A 21,939-nucleotide genomic window follows, 5' to 3' on the forward strand; every position below is an offset into this window, starting at 1 on the left:
CCCGTCCGCCGCTAGAATCATTTCCGAGCAAGCTCTTCCTTGATCCCCGCTCGACTTGCATGTGTTAGGCACGCCGCCAGCGTTCGTCCTGAGCCAGGATCAAACTCTTATGTTCAATCCTTTATCTCCTCTTGGTGTTCCGGTTTGCACCGGCTCACAAAAGATTCAAAACTCTTCTCAGAATTAACTGTCTTTTCCTTGCGTTTGCGTTTCTTTTCTCTATTCTGTATCGTTTTCAAGGATCGTTTCTGTGCAGCTTGCGAGAAGTTTTTCACTCGCTCGCTGACAGCTTGATTAGTATACCAAACTCCTCTCCTTTTGTCAACGCTTTTTGAAAGCTTTTTTCGCCTTTTTCGCATGCTTTTCGTCTCTTCGGCACCCTGTACATCCTCTTCCAGCTTCTCATAGGCAACTTGTCTAAAGAAATAGGGCTGACGCAATCGCGTCAGCCCGCGGCGGGTACCTTAGTCGATCGGAACTGGCATAGCGCCATCCGCGACGTCCTCAAATCCGCTTCCAAAGTCCTGCTGATCCTCTTCGCCCATGGCCAATGCAGCGATCTCTTCCTCCGTCAGGCCAGCGAGCGGATCGTCCGCGTTCGGATCGATTCCGTCCGGGTCATAAGAAGGGATGTCCGTCACCATAGGGGAGGGCGACGGCAGCGGCACCTCAGGGCTCGATGGCTTCAGCAAGAAGATCGCGCTGACCGTAGCGACCAGCAGCACGACGAGCACCACCAGCAGGATGATAAGGTTCCGGTTCAACGGCGTCGCCTCCTCTCAGCGTCTCCATTTCCATAGCAGGGGGTCAACCAATTTCGATCAGGCCGTAATCGCCGTCATTGCGACGATAGACCGTGCAGACCTGCTTGTTATCCGCGTTGTAGAACGTGAAGAATGTATGTCCCAGCAGGTTCATTTCCAATATAGCGTCCTGCACGCTCATGGGTTTGCTCTCATAGTGCTTGATCTTGACCACGGCATAAGGCTCGTCCGGCTCCTCCGCCGCAGCGTCCGGTGCAAGCTCCGGCACCTCGCGCAGACGGCGGTTGATGCGGGTCTTGTGCTTCTTGATCTGGCGCTCCAGAATATCGATACCCTTATCCAGGGCGGGCAGTGAAAGATCGCGTTCCTCGTTCTCCGTGCGCATCTGATGACCCCCATATGGCATGGTGATCTCGACCTTATAAATCCCCTTGCGCTCGGTGATCTTTACCACAATCGTGGAGGCATCCTCTTCCTCGCTGCGGTAGTAAGCGTCCAGGCGCTGATGCAGCTTTTTTTCCATCGTGTCCAGGACATTCTGGGGAACGTGGGCATCCTTTGTGACGAAACGAACGATCATTTGAAAGCCTCCTTTGGGAATCATGTTGCGGCATCTTTCTTTATGCCAGCTTTCAAAGCCTCCTCGATTTGCTTTTATTATACCGTATCGCCAGACGAAAAGCAACTGACTTGTCCACAGTTCATAAAGAAGCCACAATCCAGGATTGACGCATGCGCGGGAACGTGATAAACTAAAGAAACATTCTCGTATGAAAGGGGGGAGACGCATGCGACGCGTGTTCAAGCAGTCGAGCCTTTGGCAGAACATCGCCTATATTGCCATTCAGACAGGTAATCTGGCCGGGTCCTTATTAAAGTGCGCCCAAATTGCATCCGCAATGCGTCCCGGCCCCTCAAGTACAGCCTGATTCAGTCTGTCCTTACGTGCCCGGTGCGTCCGTTTGCGGTGCACCGGGCATTTTTCTGCCCAAATAAAAGGAGGAATGCCTCTTGAAACGCTTTTTTGCCACATCTTCGCTCTGCGCGCGCCAGGTGCTGGACGGCAACCTGCTCGGCGTAGGCGGCGAATACGCCGTGCGCTTTTTGCAGTTCCTGTTGCTGACGCTCATCTGGCGCGCCCTCGCGTCGAGCGGAGCAGACCTGGGCGGCATGACGCTGCCTACGCTTCTCACCTATTCGCTGATGGCCTCCGTCTGGCGTCAGCAGCTCAACATCCTCACCCCTGCCACCTCGGCACTGTGGGAGGGTTCGCTCATCGGACGCTTCACGCGCCCCATGTCCATCCTGCAAAGCCTAGCAGCCGAGACCATCGGCCGTTGGTGGGTACCCGTCTTCCTGTTTTACGGGCTCCCTGTCTGGCTGCTCTCCCCGCTGATCGGCATATCGCCGCTGCCGCGAAGCATTTCCTGCGGCCTGCTCTCCCTGCTCAGCCTCGCCCTGAGTGCCTCGCTCGGGTTCGCGCTCGACCTGTGCTTTTCCGCGCTGGCGATGCGGCTCAAAAACGGCTGCTGGGCTGCGACGCAGGTACGGGAAGCGATTTATGAGCTCTGCTCCGGAGCGGTCATCCCCTTCGCGCTGATGCCCGCGTCCGTCGGCCGGGCCTTTGCGCTGATGCCCCTCGGCTCCATCGCCAGCGCGCCGCTTTCTATCTACATCGGAAGCAGCGATCCGCTGCCTCTGCTCGCGCTGCAGGCCGTGTGGAATCTCACGCTCTGGCCGCTTGCGCTCTTCATCTTTAGAAAAAGCAGGGAAAGGATGGTGTCCTATGGCGGTTAAAATCAGGACGCTGCTGCGCCTTTACCGCGTGTATGCGCGCATGGATGTCCTATGGTTTCTGCGCGACACGCGCTACTGCCTGCTACAAATGGCCGCGGACGTCGTGAGCGCAGCGGCTTGCGTATCCGGCGTCTTCCTGCTCGCTTCCCGCTTTGACGGGTTGGGCGGCATGAGCCGCGCCGAAGTGCTCTTCCTGCTCGGATACGCGACGATCGTGGACGGCCTGTACATGCTGTTGTTTGCGAGCAACAACATCGGCCAGATCAGCCGCATCATCGGGCGCGGTCAGCTCGACCACTGCGTGCTGCAGCCTGTTCCCATCTGGATACAGCTGCTCTCCTCCGGCTTTGCGCCCGTCTCCGGGTCCAGCATGCTGCTGTGCGGGGCGGCGCTGACCGCCTACGCCGCGCACGCCGGCGGCCTTTGCGTAAACGTTCCGCTGCTCGCGCTATGCACGCTGTGCTCATGCGCGATCATCATCAGCGTCGTTTGCCTCATCTCCTGCCTCGCGTTTTACGCGCCCGCCGCCGCGGAGGAAATTGCCTCGGACGCGCGCGGCCTCTTCGGCGAAATGAAGGGCTATCCGCTGGGCGGCCTGGCCCCCGCATTTCAGGCGGTGCTGTGCACGGCGCTCCCCATCGGTCTGACCGGCTGGCTGCCCGCGCAGGCGCTGCTCGGCCGTGCCGGAGCGTCCGCATACCTGCTTCTTTTTGCGGCCTCCGCAATCCTGATTTTCCTTACACAGTGCGTCTTTCGGAAAGGAATGAACTATTATGCAATCAACGGCTGCAGCCGTTACTCCGGCTTTGGACATCGCTGACGTCAGCAAGATCTATCAGCAGTGGCAGCGCACAGGGCGCATGCGCGACATCGTCAAAAACCTGATCCACCCCGAAAAGCGGGAGGTTGCCGCCCTCTCCCACCTGTCGCTTCGCGTAATGCCCGGCGAGTTCGTCGCCTACGCAGGCGCAAACGGCGCGGGGAAGTCCACGACGATCAAGCTGCTTTCCGGCATCCTGTCGCCTACATCCGGCGCAGTGCGCGTATTGGGGTTGGACCCCGCGAAAGATCGCGTGGAGCTGATGCGCCGCATCGGCGTGTGCTTCGGCCAGCGGACGGAGCTGTGGTGGGATCACCCGATCATCACCAGCTTTGAATGGAAGCGCGACGTATGGGATATCCCCGCAGACGTCTACGCGCGCAACCTGGCGATGGTGACCGACCTGTTGGACCTGAAGGAAATTCTGCACACGTTTGCGCGCGAGCTCAGCCTCGGCCAGCGTATGCGTGCGGACCTGGGCATGCTGCTGTTGCATTCGCCCTCCGTCGTGTTCCTGGACGAGCCGACACTGGGGCTGGACGTGCTTGCCAAGCAGCAGATGATCGCCTTCCTGCGGCGAATCAACCGCGAGGAGGGCGTTACGATCGTGGTCACCAGCCACGACATGGACGATCTAGAGGCTATGGCGCAGCGCATCGTGCTTCTGCGAAACGGCGAAATCGCCTTCGACGGGGATTTCGCCGCGCTGCGCCGTGCGGCGGGCGGGTATGCCCGCATTCGCGTGCGCGCACCGGGCGACGCCCCCGCTGTCTCCGGGGCTGCCTATCTGTCTACGCAGGGCGGCGTACACGAGTACGCCTTCGACCGCACACAGGTGGGCGTTCATGACCTCCTCGCGTCCCTCGCCGGCTGCGCCCAAATCGAGGACATCGAGATCGGCAAAGCGCCCATCGAAGACATCATTGCCGGGATGTACCGGGAGTGGAAGGGCGAAAAGCGTTAACGCCAAAAAATCGCTGCCCCCGGCGGGACAAATGTCCCGCCGGGGGCAGCTTTCTGCGTACGATTTCTTCTTGGGGTTGTCAACAAGTGGCTGCAATCAGGCTCTTTTGATCTCCCTCGGCCAGCTCCTTCACCTTTTTCATGTCGAGTCCGAGCGCTGCCGTCATGCGCTCTCCGTACGCCTTGTCCGCCCAATAGCAATGCACGGCATGGCGATACTTGACGTTATCGGTCACGGGCGCGATATTTCGCGCTGTATTCCCGATGAGCAGCGCGCGCTGCTCTTCCGTCATGACGCGCCACAGGTCGCCGCCCGCGCGGAAGCAATCGTCCGTAGGATCGTCCTGCGGGTCGTAGGCGTACATCGCGCCGGAAAGGTCGAGCGGCGGTTCCATCACGTCCGGCTGCGCCGCCCATACGCCCTGGCTGTTCGGGGTATAGGCCGGCGCGCCGCCGTAATTGCCGTCTACGCGCATGAATCCATCGCGGTGATAGTCGTTCACCTCGCAGCGCGCGCGGTTTACGGGAATCTGGTTGTAGTTGACGCCAAGCCGATAGCGCTGTGCGTCCCCATAGACGAACAGGCGGCCCTGAAGGAATTTATCCGGCGAAAAACCGATGCCCGGGACGACGTGCGCGGGCGTGAAGGCCGCCTGCTCGACCTCGGCGAAGTAGTTTTCAGGATTCCGGTTGAGCTCGAGCACGCCGACCTCGTGCAGCGGGTATTCCGCGTGCCGCCAGATCTTCGTGATGTCGAACGGGTTCTCATAGTGCTTCTTCGCCTGCTCCTCGGTCATGATTTGCACGTACATCGTCCAGCGCGGGAAGTCGCCCTTTTCGATAGACTCGTACAGATCGCGGCCGTGGCTCTCGCGGTCGTTTGCGATCAATTCCGCCGCCTGCCCGTCGGTGAGGTTCTTAATCCCCTGCTGTGTCTTAAAGTGGAATTTACACCAGACGCGTTCGTTCTTTTCATTGTACAGGCTGTACGTGTGCTCACCGTAAAAGTGCATGTGCCTAAAGGACGCCGGGATGCCGCGGTCGGACATGACGATCGTCGTCTGATGGAACGTCTCCGGCAGCAGCGTCCAAAAATCCCAGTTGTTCTGGGCCGATCGCATGCCCGTCCTCGGGTCGCGCTTGACCGCGCGGTTGAGATCCGGGAAGTTGTGCACGTCGCGCAGGAAGAAGGTCGGCGTGTTGTTGCCTACCAGGTCCCAGTTGCCCTCCTCCGTGTAAAACTTAACCGCGACGCCTCGGATGTCGCGCTCGGCGTCCGCCGCGCCGCGCTCGCCCGCGACGGTCGAAAACCGAAGAAACAGGTCCGTCTTCGCGCCCTTCTGCAGCACCTTAGCGCGCGTCCATTCTGAAATGTCGTGCGTGACGGTGAGGCATCCATAGGCGCCCCATCCCTTCGCATGCATGCGGCGCTCTGGAATGACCTCGCGGTCAAAGTGCGCCAGCTTCTCCAGCAGCCATACGTCCTGCATCATGACCGGGCCGCGCGGCCCGGCGGTCAGCGAGTGCTCGTTTTCCGCGACCGGCGCGCCCGCCTCGTTCGTCAGTTTACGTTCCATTTTTTAAACCTCCATCTTTCGTTGTCGGTCGGTTCGCGCCCCTGCGCCGTCTGTTTTGTTCTTTACTGTAACTATAGTCATTACATTTGGGTTTGTCAAGCGATTTGCGGAAATTTTTGAGAACTATTATCAAATATTTGCGTCGTATAAAATTGGTTGTCAGAATTGTTCTCACAAAGTAAAAAGGCCACGCTTTTTTCGCGTGACCTCGATTTCGTAAAATTCATCCGGAGCTGTACAATGCGGCGCATGCTATCCAGCACGCCGCCGCGTGAAGCGGCGACCGTTAGAAGGGAGAATCTGCACCGTAGGATTTAAATGGGATGACCCCTTCAGGGTTCTGAACGGCCATCGCATCGTACTTGTCCATCAACGCATAAGCCTCTTCCTCCGAGATTACCGTATCGTTGCCGGTATCCAGATCCCTGTCCCTTGTAAAATACCAAACCACATCCTGCGCCTCTTCGTCGTAGTCGCTGATCACGCCCTCCCGCACGACAAGCTCCGCCCCGACGAGGTCGAGAATGTAATTCCTTGAAAAGGCAGCTCCGTCAGAACCCTGGTTGACAAAGCCTCCGTCATTGCTCAAGTAATAGGTGTTTCTTGTCCATCCCTCCATCACCCAAAGGGGGGATCCGTTTAACAAAGTGTATAATTGATACACCTCGCCATCAAGGCCCATGATGAGCAACTCATCCGTTCCATTTCCATCCACATCTTGCAGCATGTAACCCGTCTGTTCCATATCCGCCTGATAGGGCTCGCAAAAGAGCCCGAGCATGTCTTCAAGCTTCCATTCGTCGTGGAGCGCTTCATAGTACGTATCGAGAATTTGCGCATATGAATCCCACTGTCTGCTCTCTTGTGGGGAGAAGGGCTCGCTTTCAAAGACGCCGTCTTCATACGCTTCCGCACCGCATGCGCAATCAATGTAGTCCGTATCGACCCAGCCTTCCATACCCGCCCAGGAATCCGGACTGGACGAATCCGCCTGCGTCACCCGAATGCGCGCCCAATTTCCGGATATTTCAAGCAGCATAAAACAATCGGCCTGTTCCAAATGCCCGCGTACGTCGGCACCCTGGACTTTCGTCCTGACTTTTACATAATTTCCGGTGCACGCGAGATCCTCCGCGTAGACATGGCGTTCAAGGTGCTGCGCGTGATTTATAGAATCCGCCTTGGTTTCGATTCCCCTGGCTTTCTCGGCTCCTGCGTCGAGTGCAAAAGCCAGAACCAGGATGGTCAGAATGACGGACGCCGCTTTCTTCACGTTCAAGCCTTCTTTCTGTGTTCACCGTCCACGATTATGAAAAAAGGCATGCGCATCGAAGCCTCTCATGCCTTTTTTGAGGTTCTTTCGGTCTTCCGCCGCCTTTTTACCTGACCGGAAGTACATAGCCGATCTTCTTCATGACCTTTTGCAGCGTGCGGTTGGCGATGCGTCCGGCGCGCTCCGCGCCGTCCTTCATGACGCCTTCGAGGTACGCCTTATCCTTGACAATCCGGCCGTACTCCGCCTGAATGGGCGAAAGGGCTTCGATGACCGCGTCGGTTACGGTCTGCTTGAGCTCGCCGTAGCCTCTTCCCGCGAGCTCCGCACCCACTTCCTCCGGCTTTTTGCCGTTCAACGCGGCGAGGATCGCCAGCAGGTTGGAGACGCCCGGCTTGTTTTCCGGGTCAAAGCGAATCTCCGCGTCAGAATCGGTCACCGCGCGCTTAATCTTGCGGCGCACGTCGTCCGGGCCGTCGAGCATGCTGATGAAGCACTCGTCCGGATCCGACTTGGACATCTTGCGCGTGGGCTCCTGTAGGGACATAACTCGCCCGCCGGTCTTGGGGATAAAGCCCTCGGGGATGGTGAACACGTCGCCATACAGGCCGTTGAAGCGCTGGGCGATGTCGCGGCAGATTTCGATGTGCTGCTTCTGATCCGCGCCCACGGGTACGAGGTCCGTCTGGTAGAGCAGGATGTCCGCGGCCATGAGCACGGGGTAGGTAAGAAGTCCCGCGTTGACGTTATCCGCGTGCTTCTGGCTTTTGTCCTTGAACTGGGTCATGCGCGAGAGTTCGCCCATGTAGGTGTAGCAGTTGAGCAGCCATGCGAGCTCCGCATGCGCAGGGACGTGCGACTGTAAATAGATGATGTTCTTCTGCGGGGCCAGTCCGATGGCCAGCAGCAACGCCGTCAGCTCCTGGGTCTGCCTGCGCAGCTTCGCAGGCTCCTGGCGCACGGTGATGGCGTGCAGATCGACGACCGAATAAATGCAGTCGTACTCGTCCTCCAGCAGCTTCCAGTTGCGCATCGCGCCGATATAATTGCCCAGCGTCGGCGTTCCCGACGGCTGAATGCCGGAATAAATGCGCTTTTTCGGCGCCGCAACCGCTTGATTCTCCATGAAATGCCCTCCCAACTTCTACCGGGATTCATAATCACAAATTTTATCACATCGTGGGCAGAACCGCAAGGGCTCATGCTATAATAGAAGGACAGCACCCTCCCTATCCTCACGAGGCCGTATCGGCCCACAAAGGAGATGCCTGCATGAAACGAAAATTTGCCTTGTCCGTGCTGCTTTCGGCGCTCCTGCTCGCGCCGTCGCTCGCCCTCGCCTCCTTTCCCTCTGTGCGCGCCTCCTGCTATCCGGTCTACCTCGCCTGCATCACAGCGGGATGCGACCCGCAGACGGCGGCTCTGTTCCTCATGCCGCAGGCCGGCTACATGGAGGATTACGCGATCAGCGAACCGGACTTCGTCCGCTCGCAGGAGGCGGACATCGTCGTATTGCTCGGCGGCGGACTGGAGAGCTTCACCCCCTTCCTCTACCAAAGCGGGCTCAAGCCGTTGATCGTCGCGGGCGAGCACATCGAACGCATCAAAGGACGCGTGCTCGACCCGGACGAGGACACCACGCCTGCGGACAACCCCTATGTCTGGCTCTCCCCCACGCGCTGGGGGGAGATGGTGCATGGCGTCAGCGCAGCGCTGTGCCAGCTCGACCCCACGAATGAAGCCGCTTACAAACGCGCCAACGACGAGGCGCAGAACGCGGTGAGCCGCGTGAAGGATGCGCTTTCGGAGGAGCTCGCCTCTTTCGCAGGGCGTCAGGTCATCGTGGCGCACCCGGCGCTCGCCTATCTCGCGCTGGACGCGGGGCTCGACGTGGTGATGACCCTCGAACGCGACCCTTCCGTGCAGCCGCTCGAGGGGGACGAAGAGGAGCTGCTTTCGCTGATGGCGGCGTATCCGCAAGCCGTCCTGCTCGTGGAGGATACCGCGCCGAGGATGCTCAAATCGCTGCCGGGGCGCATCACAGCCTCGCTTGACGTGCTTTTGAACGGCCCGCGCGGCGACGCGACCGTGTGGGAACGCGCGATGACCCAAAACATCGAGACGCTGAAATCCGCGCTTTCGCAGTAGCCCGAAAAAGCGCTGCCCGTCCGGCGCCCGTTTCACATGGACACGATACGCTTTGAGGTAACGAAACATGGACGATCTCTTTTCCGCATCGAATGAAAAACTCAAACCGCTCGCCGACCGCATGCGCCCGCGAACGCTGGACGAATTCTTCGGCCAGCAGCACATCGTAGGCCCCGGCAGGCTGCTGCGCCGCGCCATCGAGGCGGACCGCATGACCTCCTGCATCTTCTACGGCCCGCCGGGCTGCGGCAAGACGACGCTCGCCTCCATCATCGCGAACACTACGCGCGCCGCGTTCGTGCAGCTCAACGCCGTCACCTGCGGCGTAGGCGAGGTGCGCGAGGTCGTGAAGGAGGCACAAAACCGCCTCTCCCTCTACGGGCAGGCGACTTACCTTCTCCTGGACGAATGCCATCGCTGGAGCAAGTCGCAGTCCGACTCCATCCTCCCGGCCATCGAAAAAGGCACCATTCGCTTCATCGGCTCGACGACCGAAAACCCCTACATCGCCATGACGCCCGCCATCGTCAGCCGCTGCCGTGTGTTCCAGTTCGAAGCGCTCGGGCAGGCCGACGTCGAAGCCGCGATGCGGCGCGCGCTTTCGGACGCGGAACGCGGCTTTGGCCTGCAAAAGATCGACCTATCCTCCGACGCTCTGCACCACATCGCCAAGATTGCAAACGGCGACGTGCGTTCGGCGCTCGGCGCGCTGGAGCTGGGCGTGCTCACGACGCCGCCGGACGCGGAGGGCGTCATCCGCTTCACGCTCGCGGTCGCGGAGGAGTCCATCCAAAGGCCGGTCATCCGCTGCGACGAATCGCTGTATTACGACATGCTCTCGGCGTTCTGCAAGAGCTTGCGCGGCTCGGACAGCGACGCAGCGCTCGCCTGGTTCGCGCGATTGATCTACGCAGGTGTCGATCCGCGGCTGGTCGTCCGGCGCATCATCGCCCACGCCAGCGAGGACGTGGGCCTTGCCAACCCCATCGCCATGCTGCAGGCGGTCGCCGCAGGGCACGCGCTGGAAATGGTCGGCATGCCGGAGGCGCGCCTCTCCATCGCGCAGGCGATCTGCGCCATCTGCGAGAGTCCCAAGTCCAACAGCGTCTCCACGGCGGTGGACGCCGCCATGCAGGACGCGCAGCAAGGAGGCTTCGGCCCCGTGCCCGTGCACCTGCGCGACACGCACTACAAGGGGAGCGCCAAGCTGGGCTCCGGCGCGAACTACAAGTACCCGCACGACTTCCCCGGGCACTGGGTCGCGCAGGAGTACATGCCGCCCGAGGTGAGGGGCAAGCGCTATTACCGGCCCAGCGACCAGGGAAACGAGCTGAAGATTCGCGAGCGCCAGCGGGCGCGGGGGAAGGAATAAGCGCATACAAAGACGGGCCGTCCGGAATGGACGGTCCGCCGATTCTATTTTCATAAAGTTTAGTGAAACGGGTTCGTTCCTGCGCGACAGCTGCGTGCGATGACAGGAAAACCCCGTCAATCGTCAGCACCTCACCTTTTATCCTCCACATTCTTTTCATATTCCTCCAGCAGCTTTGTGGAGTTGATGAGCGTTATCCGCCCCTGCGCCAAACGAACGATCGTCCCCTCAATATCCACCCTTCCTTCAAGTTCATAAAAAGAATCCAGATTTTGATTTGTAAAGCGCTGCTGCTGCTTTAAATCCTCTTGCAGTGCTTCAATGTAAGATAAAGCGCGCTCGTCAGACAAATTTTGATAAAAGGCGCTGATGGCCCCGTTCCATGCCTCTACCAACATGCTTTCATTTTTTATGGAATCCCCGCCATTGTATATCACACTGCACTCAATATTTTCCTGATCTGCCGATAGCACCTGCAGCAATAGCCAGTCTTCATCGTCTGACTTTGCCCTGTAGATTTCCCATCCATCAGGGTATGGCGCCCCCAATGCCTCTTTCGTAAACGTCAAATCTATTTCCAGCGATTCAAAATAATCTATCATGCTTTCTCGCCAAGCTTCTGACGTAGATAAAGTTACAGGTTCAGCCACGCCCAGGCAAAAAGGGATAAAGCACAAAAGCAATGATAACGCAATAAGTTTCCTCAACATAAATTCATCTCCTTCCCGAATAGTACGTATACATTTCAATACCGATTGATTCAAATGGAGTTTGAAGCGTTGTTTCATCAAAAGTTTTACCCGATACGTAAAGACAAATTATTGCATCCGAACACATGGTTTACGAATGGCGCTCCTCCTGGTTCTCTCACCTCCTCATAGAGGATACCGTGCCGGTGACAACGCACCTCGTCACGCAACGCAGTCATCTCGCCTCTCCCCCCTGCTCACGTGCGTCGTTAGCATGTCTTCCTTTTCTGATTCTTTATGTAAAAAACCTTTTTTATTTCATGATAATTGCTATATATCCAATTATAAGACACCTCATGAGGAGCTAAAATGGAAAGCAAGTTTGCGTGCCACGTCCAAGATATTATAATAGAAGAACCGTATGGCAACGTTTTTTTATTCACAATTTTCACGCCTTACATATAACTGTTTTTTTGCGCAGCGTACATCTGCGCGTATTCGCCTTGACGGCGCATTAGCTCCTCGTGGGTGCCGCTTTCTGCGATGCGGCCATTCTTCATCACGACAACCCTGTCTGCGTATTTAAGCGAGGACAGGCGGTGCGTCACGAAAAATGTCGTCTTTCCCTCCGCGATGCGCATGATCTGGCGGTACAGCTCGTCCTCCATGAACGGGTCGATCGCGGACGTAGGCTCGTCGAAAAAGCAGATTCTGCCCGCGCGCAGAAAGGCGCGCGCGATGGCGATCTTCTGCTTCTCCCCGCCCGAAAATTCCACGCCGCCGAACCGCAGGCCGACCTGGGTGTCCAGCCCGTCGGGTAGGTTTTTAACCCACGCACGGTCGAAGACATGGTACAGCGCTTCCTCGACCTGCGCGTCGCGCGTCCTTTCCTCCGTAAAGACCATGTTTTGCCGCATGGAGAGGTCGTAAACTCTGTACTGCTGCAAAACTCCGGTCAGATGCGTATAGCCGCTTTCACAGACGCCCAGCTCCTCGCCATAGCGAATCGTGCCGCCCGTCGGCTGGTACATCCCCATGAGCAGCTTCATCAGCGTGCTCTTGCCGGAACCATTTTCCCCGACGATCGCGATTTTTTCGCCACGCTTGGCCCGGAAATGCACGTGGTCGATCACACAGGCCTGTCGCTGCGGGTACGAAAAGGAGACGTCCTCCAGCACGATCTCATCGCCGGGCTCGACGGTCCGCTCCTCATCCCCGTCCTCGGAATCCAGGAAGTCGAACATCGCCCCGGAATAAGCGATGTTTTGGAAGACGTTCCCGATGCGCTCGACAGCGACCTCGACGTTATTGAATATCATCTCGATGGCGACGAACAGGACCAGGACGCGCCCGGCGCTCCCCGATTCCCCTTTTGCCAGCGAAAGGACGGTGAAGAAGGTCACGAGCCCGTAGGCGGCAAAGCTCACCGTGTTGCTGAGAAGCGAGATCAGAAGGTTGGAAAAATCCAGCCTTTCTTTTCTTTGAAAGACCTCTTCCCGGTTTTTGCGCAGCTTCGTCAGGAAAAATTGCTGAAGGTTATAGGCGCGCGTCTCCTTGCTCTTCAGGTAGTCAAACAGCGTATTCGCCCGCAGCTCCCTCTCGGCGTATTCGCGGCGAAAGGCGAGGTTTCGTCGCGTCAGCAGCACGTATTCGAGCGCTTTGGCGGCCACGATCGCCAGGACGACCCACGCGATGGACGAATCAATTCCTGACAGATAGGCGCTGATCCACAGGGTCGAGAGCGCCGTGATGCAAAGGGCCGATATGAGGAGCATGGTGTTGCCGACGGCGTGGATGTAGCCCTGGTTCGCCTGCTCGATTTGCCCGTACAATGCGTGGGATTCGTAGTGGATCAGACCCTTGCGGTTGGCCTTATCGATAAGCTCGCTCTGCATCGCCATCTCCGCGGTGATCCACAGGTAGGAACCCAGCGCGTTGAAAATGTTCTGCGCGTTGCTGACCAACAGGATGCCCGCAAATGCCATTGCGGGCATCCACAGGGAGCCCTCCATCCTTTCCACGGCGCTGATGAGCCGCTCCAGCGCGACGATAGCCGCGGGGTTGAACAGAGACGTCAGTACGATCAGGAGGATGCACACGAGGAACCTGTAGGGCGCGTTCCTGTAGATGATGGCAATCGTTCTGCCGATGTAGCCGAGTCGGGGCTTTTTTTTCACCCCAGTGGTTTTGCAGAAAAACATATATCCTCCCATAAGATGGACTAAATGAACTGACTTCTTTGCTTGCGGAACATTTCGGCATACATGCCGTTTTGTCGCATCAGATCCTGGTGACTTCCCTGCTCACACACCCGGCCGTGGTCGATGACGTAAATCCAATCGACCGTCTTGCAGGAATTCAGCCGGTGAGAGATGGTAATCGTCGTATCCTTGGCGAGCAGATGGTTGAAGAGGTCGTAAAATGCGAGCTCCTGGCGCGGGTCCATGGAGGCGGTGGGCTCGTCCAATATCTTCAGGCTGGCCCTAGACATCATCAGCCTCGCAAGGCAGACCTTCTGCCATTCGCCCCCCGACAGATCGATCCCACCCTCGCGCTCGGTGCCCAGGAATGTATGAAGCGATTGGGGGAGCCTGCCTATCGTCTCTGTCAGACCGCACGCGTCCGCCACGCGCCATATCTCCTCGGTGTCTCCGCGCCGCGAGAGATCGCCCATGGCGATGTTTTCCGCGAGCGTCACGTGGTATTGCTCAAAATCCTGAAAGAGCATCGCGGCGACGCCTACGATTTCCTCCCGCGTCATGTCGGAAATGTTCCGGCCGTCCACCTCGATGCACCCTTCCTGCAGGGGATACAGCCCTAGCAGGAGCTTCACGATGGTGGACTTGCCCGCGCCGTTTTTCCCCACCAGCGCGTAATGCCTGCCGGTTTCAAACGAAAGGTTCAGCCTATCGAGCGTCGCCGTTTGCGCGCCGGGATAGGTAAAGCGCACGTCCTTCAATTCAACCCTGGAAAAGGCTTGACGCTGAGAAGGCGCCGCGCCCCGCCTTTCCTCCTCGAATTCCAGCACGCGCGAAAGCAATCCGATTTCGCGGGAGGCCTTCGTCATTTCGCCGACCGATCGGGCGACGCGATCGATGAGCTCCTTCAGCCCAAACGGAATCACCGAAAGGAGCGTGAGTCCCATCCCCAAACTCATCCTTCCCGCTCGCACGCCGGTGACCAACACGGCGATAAAGAGCAGGATATACGCCGCAAAGGCGACGCCCGCGTATTGAGTCTTGACGGACCCCTTCAGTTCTTCACGGATGGAGGCCTTTCTGACCTCTCCGTATTCCTCTTTCCAAAGTTTTTTGAACGCTCCGGCGTATCCATATAGAATCCTCTCCTGGGCGTACTCCTTGCCGAGCAATACGCCTTTCAGGTAATCGCAGTGTCTGCGCAGGGCGGCTGTCTTTTCCCACACGCTGTAAAACAAATTTCCCGCGTGAACGGCGAAGAGGGCAACAGGCAGGAACACCGCGCACAGCAGTGCGCCCAGAGAGGCCTGCGCCCTGACGAGCAGATAAAAATAGCACAGAAAGTTGACGGCTGCCGCAGACAAAACGCCAAGCTGCTTCACGAAGTTCCAGACGCCCCCGAAACCCTCCTTCGCCAGAGCCATGGCGTCGCTGTTTTGGCTGTTCTCCAGCAACGGATACTTCACATACCCTACCTTTTCGTAAAACAGCATCTGGACGTTTTTTTGCAGGACGTTCGAGAGGGCGCATTCGCACGCGTTCAGGATGAACGGGCCGCCGTATTTGCCGATGTACGTCAGCAGGATGTTGAGCGCCAACAGCCGCATAAAACCGCCCAGCTCCGCGATGGAGAGCCCGCCCATGCCGTCGAGCAGCGCCTGTCTCCAAAACACGGTTGGGATGGAGAGCGTGGCCAAGAAGAGGCCGGAAAGAAAATACAGCCCCATTACGGACTTTTTGTTCTTTGCTGCTCGGTCAATTAATCTCCATATTTTCACAACCGTTTTCAAGCAATCTGGCATACTTATATCCTTTTCTTTTTAAGCTTTCTTGTATGTGGTAAATAATTTCAGCTTTTTTACAAACGAATTGGTATGCGCATCTTTTTCCATACCGGTCCTTCATTTGCAAATACCTGCATCAGCGTGTTTTCGCTAGTTGATAATCTAGCTTAGTTTTTATCCTGTCAGATATAATGTAAGTAATTTCATTCCCGGCATATATGTGCGTTTGTACGCACAAATAAAAATCAAACCCTATCTCAATAAATTTATACCATACTTTAATTAAAAAGGAAATAAAGATCTATGCAGCCTAACCCCTTCTCCATTGGAAAAAGAATGCGCAATTCTACAATAAAACTTTACATTTTACTTATGAATAACAAACAGTCCAGTTCACCTTGAAATAGGGACTGGCTTTATCAAAATACATAGGACGCATCCTTCTTAGTTTTTATCCGCTAAGCAGTCAGTTTCTACGTTTACATCATACTGCTGTTGATACGGGATGAAGCTGTACTTGCCTGTAAGCCTTTCAAAGGAGTACCTTCTTCTTGTATACACGCTGAACATTGAATAAACAAAAAACCGGGAGCTTCATGCATCCCAGTTTTAAATTACAGGCAACCTTCTGCGGCGCCTGCAAAGCGCCTTATTTTTCCTGAATGCTCTTCTTGAGGTCGTCGATGGTGGAGGCCATCTCCGACGTCGTCTTCACCATCTCTGCGATCTTGTCGCAGGAGTGCATGATCGTCGAGTGGTCGCGCTTGAACGCGTCGCCGATGCGGGGCAGCGACATCTCCGTCATCTCGCGGGTGAGATAAATCGCCACCTGGCGCGGCAGGGCGATTTCGCGCTTGCGCTTCTGGCCGACGATGTCCTGCACGGATACACCGTAGTACTCGGCGACGGCCTGCTGGATCAGCTCACAGGTAATGCGCTTGGGGTCGCGCACGGAGAGGATGTCGCGCAGCGCCTCCGCGGCGAGCGAGGCGTCCACCGAACGGCCGGTGAGCGACGCGTAGGCGACCACGCGTGTGAGCGCGCCCTCGAGCTCACGGATGTTCGACTCGATGCGCGTGGCGATGAGCTCAAGCACCTCGTCGTCCACGGTGATGCGTTCGCTGTCCGCCTTCTTGCGCAGAATGGCGACGCGCGTCTCGATGTCCGGCTTTTGAATGTCCGCGATGAGGCCCCACTCGAAGCGGGAGCGCAGACGTTCCTCGAGCCGGGCGATTTCCTTCGGCGGCTTATCCGAGGAGATGATGATCTGCTTCCCCGCGCCGTGCAGGGCGTTGAACGTATGGAAGAACTCCTCCTGCGTGGATTCGCGGCCCGCGATAAATTGAATGTCGTCGACCATCAGCACGTCCACGTTGCGAAAGCGGTTCCTGAATTCGACGTTTTTGTTGTTCTTGATGGCCTGGATCAGCTCGTTCGTGAACGTCTCGCTGGAGAGGTACAGCAGGCGCATGGCCGGGAACTGCTGCTGAATGTAATGGCCGATCGCGTGCATCAGGTGCGTCTTCCCCAGGCCCACGCCGCCGTACAGGAACAGCGGGTTGTAGGCCTCTCCCGGCGCCTCCGCGACCGCCAGAGAGGCGGCGTGCGCAAAGCGGTTGGAGTTGCCCACGACGAACGTGTCGAAGGTGGACTTGGGGTTGAACATGTTGACGCCGGAAATCTCCAGGCCGTCCTTCCCATCCTTGCGCTGGCCCTGCCATTCCGCGCGCTCCTGCGGCGTCAGGTATTCAAGGGTGAGGGGCTTATGACAGACCTCCAGCACCGCGTTGTTGATGAGCTCCTGATAGCGGCCGAGGATCGTCTTGCGCATGAAGTCGCTGACCACCTCCAAGTACAGGTGATCGTCCTCCATCGCGAACGGCTTTAAGGAAGAGGCAATCCACGTTTTATATGAAACCTCCGGAAGGTCCTCGCGCAGCAGCACGGTCGTTTTCTCCCAGATCTCTTCATATTCCATCAAAGATGTCCTCCTCATATCCTGCCTGCCCCGGCGCTCCTCTATTTGCACAAGAATACAGCGGCTGCCCGGCCTGTAATCCTATGCACACCCGGCCGTGCGAATCCGCTCGAAATGTGGAATGTGTGGAAATTTTGCACAGGTATTTCCACAGCCTGTGGAAAGTTTCCGCGAAACCACGTCTATAATACCAAAAAACCCTGGCGTTTTCAAGCTTTTTTCGATCTGTCTCCCGCACGTCTCTCTGCACTTTTACACAGGTTGGCGAAAAATTGTTGAAAACCTCGTCCCCCACCGCTGGTGGTTTTTCGACGGATTCTGCACAAGGCTTGGTTTTTTTCCACGAATCCTGTGCAAAAGCAATCGCGCTATTATGAATATAAATTCATGATAGCGCGATTTTTATGAATATTATTCACAAAAGTTTCCTGAAAGGATTTTCAGCTCAGCGCATCGTCCGCGACGCGCCAGCCCGTACCCGAGGGGGTCAGCGTAAGGTGCGCCGCGGCGAGCACCTGGGCATCGTCGTCCTCCGCCAGTACCTCAAGGGCGATAACCGGCGAATCGGCGTACTCGTCGGTAGTCAGCGGCTGGTCCGACCAATAGCAGGGCCTTCCGTCGTTGATAAGGGTGATGCCCACATCGCTGTTGCGCGCCCGGAGCGCGTCCCAGGCGATGAAACCGCCCGAGGAGGCCGTATAGCGGAACCGGCAGGCGACCGGCAGGCCTTCCGCGTCTGTGAGGCTCAATTCGAGCAGCAGCCCCGGCTGAGCGGAATCCAGCGGCGTGTAGCTGCGCATCGTGTCGACCCAGAGCGTGCCCGCCGGCGTCTCCAGGGACAAGCGGATCATCGTGTCCTCTTCACGCGCGTACTCCAGCAGGTCCGGCGTATACATCGCCGCGATCATCCCGTAGCCTCCGTTTTGAAAGAAGTCGCCCAGCTGATACATGCGCCACTCCTCCCGCTGGCTTTCATCCAGCAGCCCTTTTTCGACGATCATGTCCTCCAGCTCGTCCAAAAAGGCTTCGTAGGACTCGCGAAGTTCGCCCAGTTCCTCCGCGTTGAGCAGCGGATCCCCTTCGGCTGCCAACGCGCTCAGGGGCAAAACAAGCAGCGCAAGCAGCAGGCATAATGTGCGTCTCACGGCGCATCCCTCCTTGTCCATCCTTACCGCGGGGGAGCGCCACCCGGCTCTTCGCCTTCCCTTACGGCACAAAATATACGATGTCGCTGACGCGGCGCTGGCCGCCGCCCGCAGGCTTGTTGATGATCTCGCCGTTATAGTAGAGCGTCGCGGAGCCGCCGCCGTCCAGGTTGTAAGCGGTAACGCAGCCCTGCTCCACGAAGACCTGCGCCAGCTCCTGCAGCGTCATGCCTTTATCCGACCAGCCGTCGCGCCGTCCGTCCGCGACGATGACCACGTAATCCCCGTCGGCGGTCTGACCAATCGCGGTGCGCGGCTCGCGGATGCGATCGTTGGTGGTGATGATGTACTTGCTGGGCATCTCCAGCGCTTCTCCGTCGCGCACGAGCGCGGGGCCAAATTCAAACGCCTGCACCACGCCCTGCAGCATCAGGTCCTCCGCCGGGATGGGCGTCTCCTCGCGCTCGGACTTGAGGTAAGTCTCCATCAACCCGTTGCGGTCGATGGTCATCAGGTCGCGCGTGCTCTTCTTTTCGCGGTACAGTTCGCCGTTGCGGATGATGATGCCCACGTTGTCCTTGTGGTTGTAATAGTCACCGTTAAAGGCCAGCACCGCGCCGTTGCGCTCGGCGATGGATTCGGTATCCTCCACCATCTTTTTGTCGTACACGTCGCCCGCAAACGCCGTGCGCAGCTGGGCGGGGTCCTCGACGTGCACGTGCGCAACCAGAAATTTGAGCTTATGGGACTTGAACGTCCACGCTTCCCGCGTAATGTCGATCGTCAGCGTGTCAGAAGTATAGGTGTCGTAGTGTTCGGACGTGCGCTCCTTCGGCGTCTCGGCGGCGAAGGCAAGGGTGGATAAAAACATCAGGCAAAGCGCAAGCAGCGCGCATAAGCCCCGCTTGAATGTGTGCATCTGTCCATTCCTCTCTATTGTATATATGTAGGTTCTGTAAAAATCATTCCGCCGCGCCCGCCCCTTCGTCCGGCAGCGATGCGGCGTCCACGAACATCACGATGTCCGATACGCGCCGCTCGTCGCCCGAGGACGGCATATTTACGACCTCGCCCTGAAAGTAAAGCGTCGTGGAGCCGCCGCCGTCCAAGTTAAAGGCGAACTGCGCGCCGTGCTTGACGAACAGCTGCTGGAACTCCGGAAGCGTCATTCCCTCGGAATATCCGTCGCGTCGTCCATCCACCACGATCAGGATGTAGTGCAGCGGGCCGATCTGGCCGATGCCCGTTCGCGGTTCGCGATAGGCCGGATCGTCCGCCGTGCGGATGAAAAAGCTCTTGGGCAGCGTGGTGGCCTCTCCGTCCTTCACGAGTACCGGGCCGAACTCAAAGGTCTGCCAGGTGCCCGCCTTTTCAAGCTGATTTGCAACCACGCCCTGCTTCTCCCGCCGATCCGTCAGGGCAGACATGTTGCCCTCTCCATCTACGATCAGCAGATGCCGCTGGCTGTTCTGCTTGCGGTACAGCTCGCCGTTTCGCAGGATGATGCCGTTCTTGTGGAATTTGTAAAAGTCCGCGTTCGCGGCGATAACCGGCTGATGGCGATCTGCGATGTCGGAGACCGTCTCATAGGAAGCGTTGCCGTACTTCTCGCCAGCAAAGGCCGTCCTCAGCTGTTTGGGATCTGACACCTGAATGTCCGCCAGAAAGTAAGTGACGCCATCCTCTTGAATCTGCTCGATGGAGACGGAAAGCGAGTCGCTTTTGTAGGAAAGCTCGCCCGGCTCGTAGTGCTTGAAGCGGCTGGGCTCCTCCGTCGCCTCAGGCCCCGGCGTCGCGGCGGCCGGCGCGCTCTGCACAGGGCTTTCCGGCTCACTCTGCTCTTTTTGCAAAATAGCAGCCAGCGTGGAGTCCGGCTCGATCGTCGGCCCCGGCAGGGCCTTTACGGTCAGGTCGTTCTGTGTCTTTACCCAATCCTCAAAGCGCTCCTGCACGGTAGGCAGCGGTTCAAGCGGCGCGCTCGCCTGTGCGCAGACGATCAGCAGCAGCATCCCCGCCGCGATCAGCGCCGGAGGACGGGGGTTGAAGTGCACGCCCGGCTTGGGCAATTCAAAATGCCGCTTGGGCAGGCTCTGCGTCTCGCGCCTCTTTGACAGGCGCCGCCGGTTCTGCGGCTCCTCTCTGTCTTCTTCCTGCGCGGACGCCGGTTCCTCTCGTGCGGCATCGTACCGGCGGCGGCGCGGCGTACGATCCAGTCGATCCAAGTGCGTTTCCTCCAGATTATCGGCGTCCGATGGCCGGTACGCCCAATTTTTTTGTTTCAGCGCAATGGCCCCGCAGGGCGGCAATGCACGGTTTCAGCCTATGGACAGAAAAATCCGTGTTTATCATAATAGAGGCGACCTGCCAAATTGTCAATACGCCCGCTCTTCCTCCCGTCTCTGCTGCACAGAAGTTTGGTGGAGTGATCCTGTCGAATAATGACGTTTTTACAAGATAAAATGGATTGCAATGCCCATATTTTTGCTCATTTTCCTTGACAAGTGGCGCAAAGCGTGTAAAATATGGCTTAGATCAGGTCTGCAAAAGAAAAAGCGCAGGAAAGGAAGCGAATGCAATGCAGGAAATTCAGGTGACGTACCTAAACCACAGCGGGTTCCGCGTGGTCGTGGACGGCCTGTGCATGGTGTTCGACTATTGGCCTGGGGAAACGGGAGAATCCGGCCGCCTCACTCGGGCCGACCTCGCGGGATATGAACAGGTCATCGTCTTCGTCAGCCACGGCCACCCGGATCACTTTACCCCTGAAATTTACGACTGGATGGAGCCGCAGCGCGTACACTACGTGCTCGGGGACGATGTGCCGGAACCCTACATCGGAAAGCGCATGCAGCCAGGCGCGGAGACGCGCATCGGCGGCGCGTTCATCACCGCCTACGATTCGACCGACCTGGGCGTATCGTTCCTCGTTCGCTACCACGGGGCGACCCTATTCCACGCGGGCGACCTCAACCTTTGGCACTGGCGCGACGTTTCCACGACGAAGGAAATCGAGGACGCGGAGCGCGCCTTCAACAGGGCCGTTAAGCCTTTGGAAGGGCTGGACATCGACGTCGCCTTCTTCCCCGTCGATCCGCGTCAGGGCAGCCTGTACGACGCGGGGGCCGGGTACTTCGCCATGGCCGTCAAGCCCCGCCTGATGATCCCCATGCACTGGCAGGGACGAGTGGACGTAGCGCAGGAATTCGTACGCCTCAACCGCTCCCGCCGCACGGAGATGGTGGCGCTCACCCGTCCCTTTGAGAGCACGATCTACTACCGGCAGGAAAACGAAGCGCCAAGCGCGAACGTCCCTTCAGAGCCGGAGCAGGCGACGCTACAGCCTGACGCGCCGGAGGTCCCGCCAAAGCCGCCGCAAGACGGCGAAACCCCTGCGGAACCCCGGGAGAGCTGAGCGAACAGCGGCGCTCTTG

Annotated in this window: 18 protein-coding genes and 1 rRNA gene; 6 read left to right on the forward strand and 13 right to left on the reverse strand. The window is 58.0% G+C overall.

The features are described 5' to 3' along the window. The 3 genes from C1725_RS00880 to C1725_RS00890 all read right to left on the reverse strand — a co-directional run. A 16S ribosomal RNA gene (locus tag C1725_RS00880) occupies positions 1 to 115 on the reverse strand; the annotation flags it as partial. Between the two features lie 349 nt (positions 116 to 464). Next, complete coding sequence (locus C1725_RS00885) at positions 465 to 764, reverse strand: hypothetical protein (protein WP_102409805.1); 300 nt, start codon at positions 762 to 764, stop codon at positions 465 to 467. Positions 765 to 807: 43 nt separating this feature from the next. Further along, positions 808 to 1,344, reverse strand: a complete 537-nt coding sequence (locus tag C1725_RS00890) for a ribosome hibernation promotion factor (RefSeq protein WP_346026208.1) — start codon at positions 1,342 to 1,344, stop codon at positions 808 to 810. A gap of 431 nt (positions 1,345 to 1,775) precedes the next feature. Here C1725_RS00890 and C1725_RS00895 point away from each other — a divergent pair, with 431 nt between their 5' ends. The 3 genes from C1725_RS00895 to C1725_RS00905 are packed head-to-tail and all read left to right on the forward strand — an operon-like array spanning position 1,776 to position 4,345. Then, positions 1,776 to 2,561, forward strand: a complete 786-nt coding sequence (locus tag C1725_RS00895; protein ID WP_102409807.1) for an ABC-2 family transporter protein — start codon at positions 1,776 to 1,778, stop codon at positions 2,559 to 2,561. Next, complete coding sequence (locus tag C1725_RS00900) at positions 2,551 to 3,381, forward strand: ABC-2 family transporter protein (RefSeq protein ID WP_102409808.1); 831 nt, start codon at positions 2,551 to 2,553, stop codon at positions 3,379 to 3,381. The genes C1725_RS00895 and C1725_RS00900 overlap by 11 nt, the downstream gene beginning before the upstream one ends. Continuing rightward, positions 3,335 to 4,345, forward strand: coding sequence for an ATP-binding cassette domain-containing protein (locus C1725_RS00905; protein ID WP_102409809.1), 1,011 nt, complete (start codon positions 3,335 to 3,337; stop codon positions 4,343 to 4,345). The genes C1725_RS00900 and C1725_RS00905 overlap by 47 nt, the downstream gene beginning before the upstream one ends. Positions 4,346 to 4,424: 79 nt before the next feature. Here C1725_RS00905 and C1725_RS00910 read toward each other — a convergent pair whose 3' ends face one another. From C1725_RS00910 to trpS, 3 genes are all read right to left on the reverse strand, one after another. Further along, complete coding sequence (locus tag C1725_RS00910) at positions 4,425 to 5,921, reverse strand: catalase (protein WP_102409810.1); 1,497 nt, start codon at positions 5,919 to 5,921, stop codon at positions 4,425 to 4,427. A 286-nt stretch (positions 5,922 to 6,207) separates the two neighbouring features. After that, positions 6,208 to 7,194, reverse strand: coding sequence for a hypothetical protein (locus C1725_RS00915; RefSeq protein WP_102409811.1), 987 nt, complete (start codon positions 7,192 to 7,194; stop codon positions 6,208 to 6,210). Between the two features lie 106 nt (positions 7,195 to 7,300). Beyond that, positions 7,301 to 8,320, reverse strand: coding sequence for a tryptophan--tRNA ligase (gene trpS, locus C1725_RS00920; protein WP_102409812.1), 1,020 nt, complete (start codon positions 8,318 to 8,320; stop codon positions 7,301 to 7,303). 146 nt (positions 8,321 to 8,466) lie between these two features. Between trpS and C1725_RS00925 the strand changes: the two genes are divergently transcribed. Beyond that, positions 8,467 to 9,342, forward strand: coding sequence for a metal ABC transporter solute-binding protein, Zn/Mn family (locus tag C1725_RS00925; protein WP_102409813.1), 876 nt, complete (start codon positions 8,467 to 8,469; stop codon positions 9,340 to 9,342). 67 nt (positions 9,343 to 9,409) lie between these two features. Continuing rightward, positions 9,410 to 10,714, forward strand: a complete 1,305-nt coding sequence (locus C1725_RS00930) for an AAA family ATPase (protein WP_102409814.1) — start codon at positions 9,410 to 9,412, stop codon at positions 10,712 to 10,714. A 131-nt stretch (positions 10,715 to 10,845) separates the two neighbouring features. Here the strand turns inward: C1725_RS00930 and C1725_RS00935 are convergent, their stop codons facing one another. From C1725_RS00935 to C1725_RS00965, 7 genes are all read right to left on the reverse strand, one after another. Then, positions 10,846 to 11,424 carry a hypothetical protein gene (locus C1725_RS00935; protein WP_102409815.1) on the reverse strand — a complete coding sequence of 193 codons (579 nt, stop codon included), beginning with the start codon at positions 11,422 to 11,424 and terminating at the stop codon, positions 10,846 to 10,848. A gap of 434 nt (positions 11,425 to 11,858) precedes the next feature. Continuing rightward, a complete protein-coding gene (locus C1725_RS00940) occupies positions 11,859 to 13,604 on the reverse strand; it encodes an ABC transporter ATP-binding protein (protein ID WP_346026209.1) in 1,746 nt (581 codons plus the stop codon). A 20-nt stretch (positions 13,605 to 13,624) separates the two neighbouring features. Then, positions 13,625 to 15,328 carry an ABC transporter ATP-binding protein gene (locus C1725_RS00945; RefSeq protein WP_346026210.1) on the reverse strand — a complete coding sequence of 568 codons (1,704 nt, stop codon included), beginning with the start codon at positions 15,326 to 15,328 and terminating at the stop codon, positions 13,625 to 13,627. A gap of 706 nt (positions 15,329 to 16,034) precedes the next feature. Then, complete coding sequence (gene dnaA / locus C1725_RS00950) at positions 16,035 to 17,363, reverse strand: chromosomal replication initiator protein DnaA (protein ID WP_102409818.1); 1,329 nt, start codon at positions 17,361 to 17,363, stop codon at positions 16,035 to 16,037. Between the two features lie 440 nt (positions 17,364 to 17,803). Further along, positions 17,804 to 18,508, reverse strand: coding sequence for a hypothetical protein (locus C1725_RS00955; protein ID WP_146009091.1), 705 nt, complete (start codon positions 18,506 to 18,508; stop codon positions 17,804 to 17,806). A gap of 61 nt (positions 18,509 to 18,569) precedes the next feature. Further along, positions 18,570 to 19,427: a phosphodiester glycosidase family protein gene (locus tag C1725_RS00960; protein ID WP_102409820.1), complete on the reverse strand. Its 858-nt coding sequence runs from the start codon at positions 19,425 to 19,427 to the stop codon at positions 18,570 to 18,572. A gap of 43 nt (positions 19,428 to 19,470) precedes the next feature. Then, positions 19,471 to 20,730, reverse strand: coding sequence for a phosphodiester glycosidase family protein (locus C1725_RS00965; RefSeq protein ID WP_102409821.1), 1,260 nt, complete (start codon positions 20,728 to 20,730; stop codon positions 19,471 to 19,473). Positions 20,731 to 21,083: 353 nt separating this feature from the next. Here C1725_RS00965 and C1725_RS00970 point away from each other — a divergent pair, with 353 nt between their 5' ends. Beyond that, positions 21,084 to 21,920 (forward strand): MBL fold metallo-hydrolase, encoded by an 837-nt coding sequence (locus C1725_RS00970; RefSeq protein ID WP_102409822.1) that lies wholly within the window; start codon positions 21,084 to 21,086, stop codon positions 21,918 to 21,920. The last annotated feature ends 19 nt before the right edge of the window (positions 21,921 to 21,939 follow it).

This window comes from Beduinella massiliensis, from assembly GCF_900199405.1.
GTDB lineage: Bacteria > Bacillota > Clostridia > Christensenellales > Aristaeellaceae > Beduinella > Beduinella massiliensis.